This window comes from Kitasatospora sp. NPDC007106 (genome assembly GCF_040634455.1).
Lineage (GTDB): Bacteria > Actinomycetota > Actinomycetes > Streptomycetales > Streptomycetaceae > Kitasatospora > Kitasatospora arboriphila.
In genome coordinates this window covers 1-5032 of record NZ_JBEYFP010000436.1, presented here as the reverse complement: position 1 = coordinate 5032, position 5032 = coordinate 1, and the positions used below count along the sequence as shown (strand labels likewise).

Here is a 5032-nt window from a genome sequence, read left to right as displayed (position 1 = left end):
GGACGGCGGCGGGTCGCCGGACGCCGGCGGGTGTCCGGTCGCCGGGGGCGCCGGTGCGGGCGGGGTCGTCGGCTCGTCGCGCGGCCATCAGCCGTTCTCCGCTTCCGTGATGCCGGGCACGAGGGTGGCCTTGCCGTACCCGTGCACCTCGAGGTGGGTGAAGTCGGGGAGCACCGCGCCGATCAGGGCGCTGGTGTAGGTGCCGGTGGTCCGCACCTCGACGGTGCGGTCGTCCACCAGCCGGGTCGTGCCGGTGAGGTTGTAGGCCCGCAGGTAGTCGTCGGCGGCCCGCTCGGCGGCCTCCTGGCTGACGATGCGGTAGCCGCGGCCCTGCAGCACGGCCTCGACGTCGAGCTGCTGGCTCGCGACGCGGGCGGCCTCCTGGGCGCGGGCGTCGGCGCGTTCGATGGCGCGCAGCCGTCCGCCGAGGTCGAGCACGATGCCGACCAGCACGACCAGGGCGGCCGCGCAGATCGCCACGTACACCGACAGTGCGCCGTCGTCCGGGCCGCGGCGGCGCCGCGGCGGTGTTCTCCGGTGTGCCACCGGCCCCCCTCTCCTGCTCGGTCGCCGCGGTGGCGGTCGACCCTGCTCAGTCGCCGCGGTAGCGGTCGACGACCGAGGTGAACTCCCCCGTCATGGTCTTGTCCCCCTGCAGCGCGTCCACACCCAGCAGGTCGCGCAGCGGCACCGAGCAGCGCACCCGCACGGTGACGGTGGCGAGTTCACCGCCGGGGGTCTGCAGGGTGCCGTAGGACACCGGGGTGACCGGGTCCTGCGAGCAGCGGACCTTGCGCCGGCCGAGGACGTCCTGCACGGCGTCCGCAGCGGCCTGCCGGGCGCCGTCCTCGCCGCGGGCGAGCGAGGCGGCGCGGGCGCCGGCCCGGGCGGCCGCGTCGACGACGGCGCCGGTGCTCTGCACCCGGCCGGCGGCGACCACGATCAGCACGAAGGCGAGCACCACGGGCAGCAGCAGCGCCGCCTCGACGGGGACGGCGCCGGTGTCGCGGCCCGCGGGCGGCCGCCTGCGGGCGGCGCGGGCGGTCACCGCTGCCCGCCCTGCGGGACGAACCGCTCGCGGGGTGCGCTGAGCGTCTCGGTGATGGTCAGCCGGTCGAAGAACGGCACGACCGACTGCGGACGGACCGTCACCGTCATCTGCTGGGTCTCGGCGTCGGAGCCGGCGTGGTCGACGCTCTCGAGTTCGGCGAGCCGGCCGAAGCGGGCGAGGAACTCCCGTACCCGCACGTCCCCGTCCTCGGCGGTGGCACCGCGCACCCGGCCGGCGTCGACGCCCTCGCGCAGCGCGGTGAGGGCGACCTGGTCGGCGTACCACCAGAGCGAGGCCTGCACCACGAGCATGACGGCGGTCAGCACGACCGGGAAGACGATGGCCAGGCCGAGGACGACCGCCCCGCGGTCGCGCAGTGCGGCGGTGCGCAGTGCGGCGGTGCGCGGCGTGGCGGGGACGCGCGGGCGTCGGATCACTTCACCGCGTCCGGCACGTCGGTGGGGATCTTCTGCTCGGCCTTGCCGGCGAGCAGCTTGACGGCGGCCAGCACCGCACCGGCGATGGCGACCAGGACGATGATGGTGAGGGCGAGTTCGATGCTGATCGCGCCGCGGTCGCCGGAGGCACGGGCGGCGCGCAGTCTGCCGAGGCGCACGTGCAGGTAGGGCATGCCGAGGTGCAGGGGCAGCAGGACGGGCAGCAGGAGGGCGGTGGCCAGGGGCTTGAGCCTGGCCGCGGTCTCGGTCATGGTGTGGTCTCCAGGACGGGCGGTCGGGTGGTCGTCGGCTGCTCAGCTGACGTCGAGCATCTGGTACAGCGCGGGGAAGACGATCAGCACCGTCATGAGCAGGGTGAGCGCCGAGCCCGGCGCGACCATCCGCTCGCTGTCGGTGTTGGCCTGCGCCAGTTCCTCGGCGAGGAGTTCGCCGCGGAGGCTCTTGGCGCGGGCACGCAGGGTGTCGTACACGGCGGCGCCGTCGGTGCCGGAGATCCGCATGATGTCGGCGAGGTCCTGGAGGGGGGTCAGACCGAGTTCGGCGGCGAGGGCGTCGAGGCCGTCCCAGGGCGGCAGGCGGTCGGTGGCGGCGCGTTCCAGGGCGTCCCGGATCCGCCGGAAGACGGTGCCGCGGCCGACCGCGGCGGCCCGCCGCAGGGCCTCCGCCGGTCCGCAGTCGGCGGCCCGCTCCAGGGCGACGAGTTCCAGGTAGGCGGCGACGCCGTGCAGGTACTCGGTGCGGGCCTCCTTCGCCTCGCCGGCCACGATGCCGTCCGGGACGAGCCAGAGGACGGCGGCCAGCAGCGGACCGGCGAGCAGCGGCACGGCGACCGGCAGGCCGATCCCGGCGACCGCGGCCATCGCCACCAGGTAGCCGGGCAGGACGAGTCCGACCAGCGCGAACAGCAGCTTGTGCGCCATGAACCGGGCCGGGCTTCGGCCGATCAGGGCGAGCTGCTGGTGCGGGATCCGGGCGCCGGGCAGCCGCAGCGAGTCCGCGCCGATCCGGTCGTACCAGGCGGGGCGGGTCTCCTCGGCGGGGCGCGGGTCCGGGGTGCGGTGCAGCCGGCCGAGCGCCTGGCCGAGGTCCGGCGGCGCGGGCCGGAGTTCGGCGAGCAGCAGGGCGAGGCCGCCGGCCGCGGCGCCGCCCGCGAGCACGGCCCAGGGCGAGATCATCGGGCCTCCTTGGCCGCGGCGGCGGCCTCCGGCGACGGCTCGGCATCGGCCGGGTCGCCGGGCAGCCGGCCGGCCTTGCTGCGCCGGTCGGGCTCGATCAGTCGGGGCAGCGGGGTGTGGGCGGCGAGCGAGCGCATCCAGGCGATCACCCCGACGAACGCGGCGGCGACCACGGCGAGCACCACCTGGCCGGTGACGCTCGCGTACGGCGCGGTGTAGCGCGGGTTGAGGGCGCCGGCCGCGATCACCACGAGGATGATGCCGACCAGCCAGCGGACGGTGGTGCGGTGCTTGGCCCGGTCGGCCTCGATGGCGCGGCGCTGGCGGACCTCCTCGCGGACCGACTCGGCGATGTCGGCGAGCGCCCGGGCCAGGCCGGGGCCGCTGTCGCCGGACCGCAGCAGCAGGGCGGCGAGCACCTTGTCGGCGGTGGCGTCGGCGAGTTCGTCGCCGAAGGCGCGCAGCGCGTCCTCCGGCCGCCAGCGGGACTGCAGCCGGGCGGCGAGGTCGCCGATCTCGGCCTCCAGGGCGGGCGGTGCGGTGCGGCGGCTGGTGACGACGGCCTGGTTGAGGCCGACGCCGAGCAGCAGCACGTCGGCGAGGCGCTGCGTCCACTCGGCGAGCGCCTCCAGCCGTTCGATCCGCCGGGTGTCGGAGCGGGTGGCGTCGTACAGCCAGGGCAGGCCGAAGACGGCGAGCGGCAGCAGCAGCACGGTCAGCGGGATCCCGGTGAACAGCCAGGCGCCGGCGCCGCCGGCCACCGCGAGCACGGCCTGGACCTGCCGGGTCCTGGCGCGGCCGGGGCTCGCCGTCCCGGGGGCGCCGTACCAGAAGGTGTGCAGCCGGCCGCTGCCCGGCCGGGCCTCGGGCTTCTCCTCCCGGGTGCCGACCAGGCCGGCCACCAGGGCGACCAGCCCGCCGGCGACGGCGAGGCCGCAGAGCACGTAGAGCAGCATCAGCGGGCACCGCCGATCCGCAGCCCCAGCGGGGCGCCCCAACTGCCGTACGGGGACTGCAGCAGACCGGCGTCGAAGCCGGCCCGGCGCAGGTCGTCCAGGCACTGCGGCGGGGTATGCGGGACGGCCCGCGGCTCGCCCTGTTCGGTGCGCGGGCCGAAGACCTGGTTCATCGCCGGGCGTCCGCTCTCGCCGAGGCCGGTGACCTCCAGGACGTGCGAGACGAAGCGGTGCCGGCGGCCGCCGACCGCGGTCTCGTCGACCATGGTGACGTGCACGACGAAGTCGACGGCGTTGGCGGTGAGCCGGTAGGCCAGGCTGTCGGTCATGTGGGCGCCGTACTCCAGGCAGAGTTCGGCGATGCGGTCGACCACCATGTGCGGGGCCCGGGCGTGCAGGGTGCACATCGAGCCGCCCTCGCCGTTGGTCATCACCCGCAGCATGGGCACCACCTCCGCGGAGCGGACCTCGCCGACGATGATCCGCGAGAGCGTCATCCGCAGGGCGGCCGGGATGAGTTCACCGATCGTCAGCTCGCCGGCGACCCGGCCGTCGACCCGCTCGCCGTTGCCCTCCCGGGCCTCCATCGGCACCACCTGGCGCAGGTGGCCGAGGGTGTGCAGCCACAGCTCGAACTCGGTCTCCAGGGTGCCGACCCGCTCGTCCGGCGGGATCTCGGCGGCCATCGCGCGCAGCAGGCTGGTCTTGCCGACGCCCTGCGTGCCGGTGACCATGACGTTCTTCTTGGCCCGGATCGCCGCCGCCAGGAAGGCCGCCAGCGTCGCGTCCAGGGTGCCGAGTCCGACCAGGTCGCCGAGGGTCGCCGAGGCGACCCGGTGCCGGCGGATCGCCACGTACGGGCGCGGGGTGACCTCGGTCAGCGCCTGCAGGCGCATGCCGCCCTCCAGCCGCAGCGCCAGGGTGGGGCTGGCGGTGGAGAGGCTGCGCTCGCCGCCGCCGTGCTGGCGGGCCAGGTCCTGCAGCAGCTCGACGAGTTCGGCGTCGCTGTCGGCGATCGGCGGTACCTGCCGCAGCGGCTCGTTGGCCCGCGACACCCAGACGTCGTCGCAGCCGTTGACCAGAATGTTCTCGATCTCCGGGTCGTCCAGGTACGGCTGCAGCCGGCCGGCCCGGAACAGCAGGTCGTAGACGGCCTCGGCGAGCGCGCGGTCCTGGTCGCGGGTCGGCGGGATCCCGTGGGTCTGCGCGTACGCGTCGGACCAGCGGGCGACGACCTCCTCGATCAGTGCCCGGCCGCGCTGGCGCCGGGTGGCCCGGTCGACCTCGCCGGAGCCCTCCAGCTTGGCGAGCTGCTGGTGGAGTTCGGCCGCGACCTGGCGCTTGAGCTCCCGGGCGACCTGCGGGTCGACGACCGGCCGGACGCCGACCGGC

General features: G+C 75.7%; 7 protein-coding genes. All 7 read right to left on the bottom strand.

Going from position 1 to position 5032, the window contains the following annotated elements:
* Positions 1-87 precede the first annotated feature (87 nt).
* Entirely contained in the window at positions 88-546 is a 459-nt protein-coding gene (locus ABZ641_RS25520) for a hypothetical protein (RefSeq protein ID WP_344625482.1), read from the bottom strand.
* A 46-nt stretch (positions 547-592) separates the two neighbouring features.
* Positions 593-1048 carry a TadE family protein gene (locus tag ABZ641_RS25515; RefSeq protein WP_359985234.1) on the bottom strand — a complete coding sequence of 152 codons (456 nt, stop codon included), beginning with the start codon at positions 1046-1048 and terminating at the stop codon, positions 593-595.
* Complete coding sequence (locus ABZ641_RS25510; RefSeq protein WP_344625484.1) at positions 1045-1488, bottom strand: TadE family protein; 444 nt, start codon at positions 1486-1488, stop codon at positions 1045-1047. The genes ABZ641_RS25515 and ABZ641_RS25510 overlap by 4 nt, the downstream gene beginning before the upstream one ends.
* Positions 1485-1760: a hypothetical protein gene (locus tag ABZ641_RS25505; protein WP_030265308.1), complete on the bottom strand. Its 276-nt coding sequence runs from the start codon at positions 1758-1760 to the stop codon at positions 1485-1487. Before ABZ641_RS25505 ends, ABZ641_RS25510 begins: the two co-directional genes overlap by 4 nt.
* A 42-nt stretch (positions 1761-1802) precedes the next feature.
* Entirely contained in the window at positions 1803-2684 is an 882-nt protein-coding gene (locus ABZ641_RS25500; protein WP_359985231.1) for a hypothetical protein, read from the bottom strand.
* Positions 2681-3640, bottom strand: coding sequence for a type II secretion system F family protein (locus ABZ641_RS25495; protein ID WP_344625486.1), 960 nt, complete (start codon positions 3638-3640; stop codon positions 2681-2683). The genes ABZ641_RS25500 and ABZ641_RS25495 overlap by 4 nt, the downstream gene beginning before the upstream one ends.
* The coding region (locus ABZ641_RS25490) for a CpaF/VirB11 family protein (RefSeq protein WP_359985228.1) at positions 3640-5032 on the bottom strand (1393 nt) is incomplete at its 5' end. The genes ABZ641_RS25490 and ABZ641_RS25495, both read right to left, overlap by 1 nt.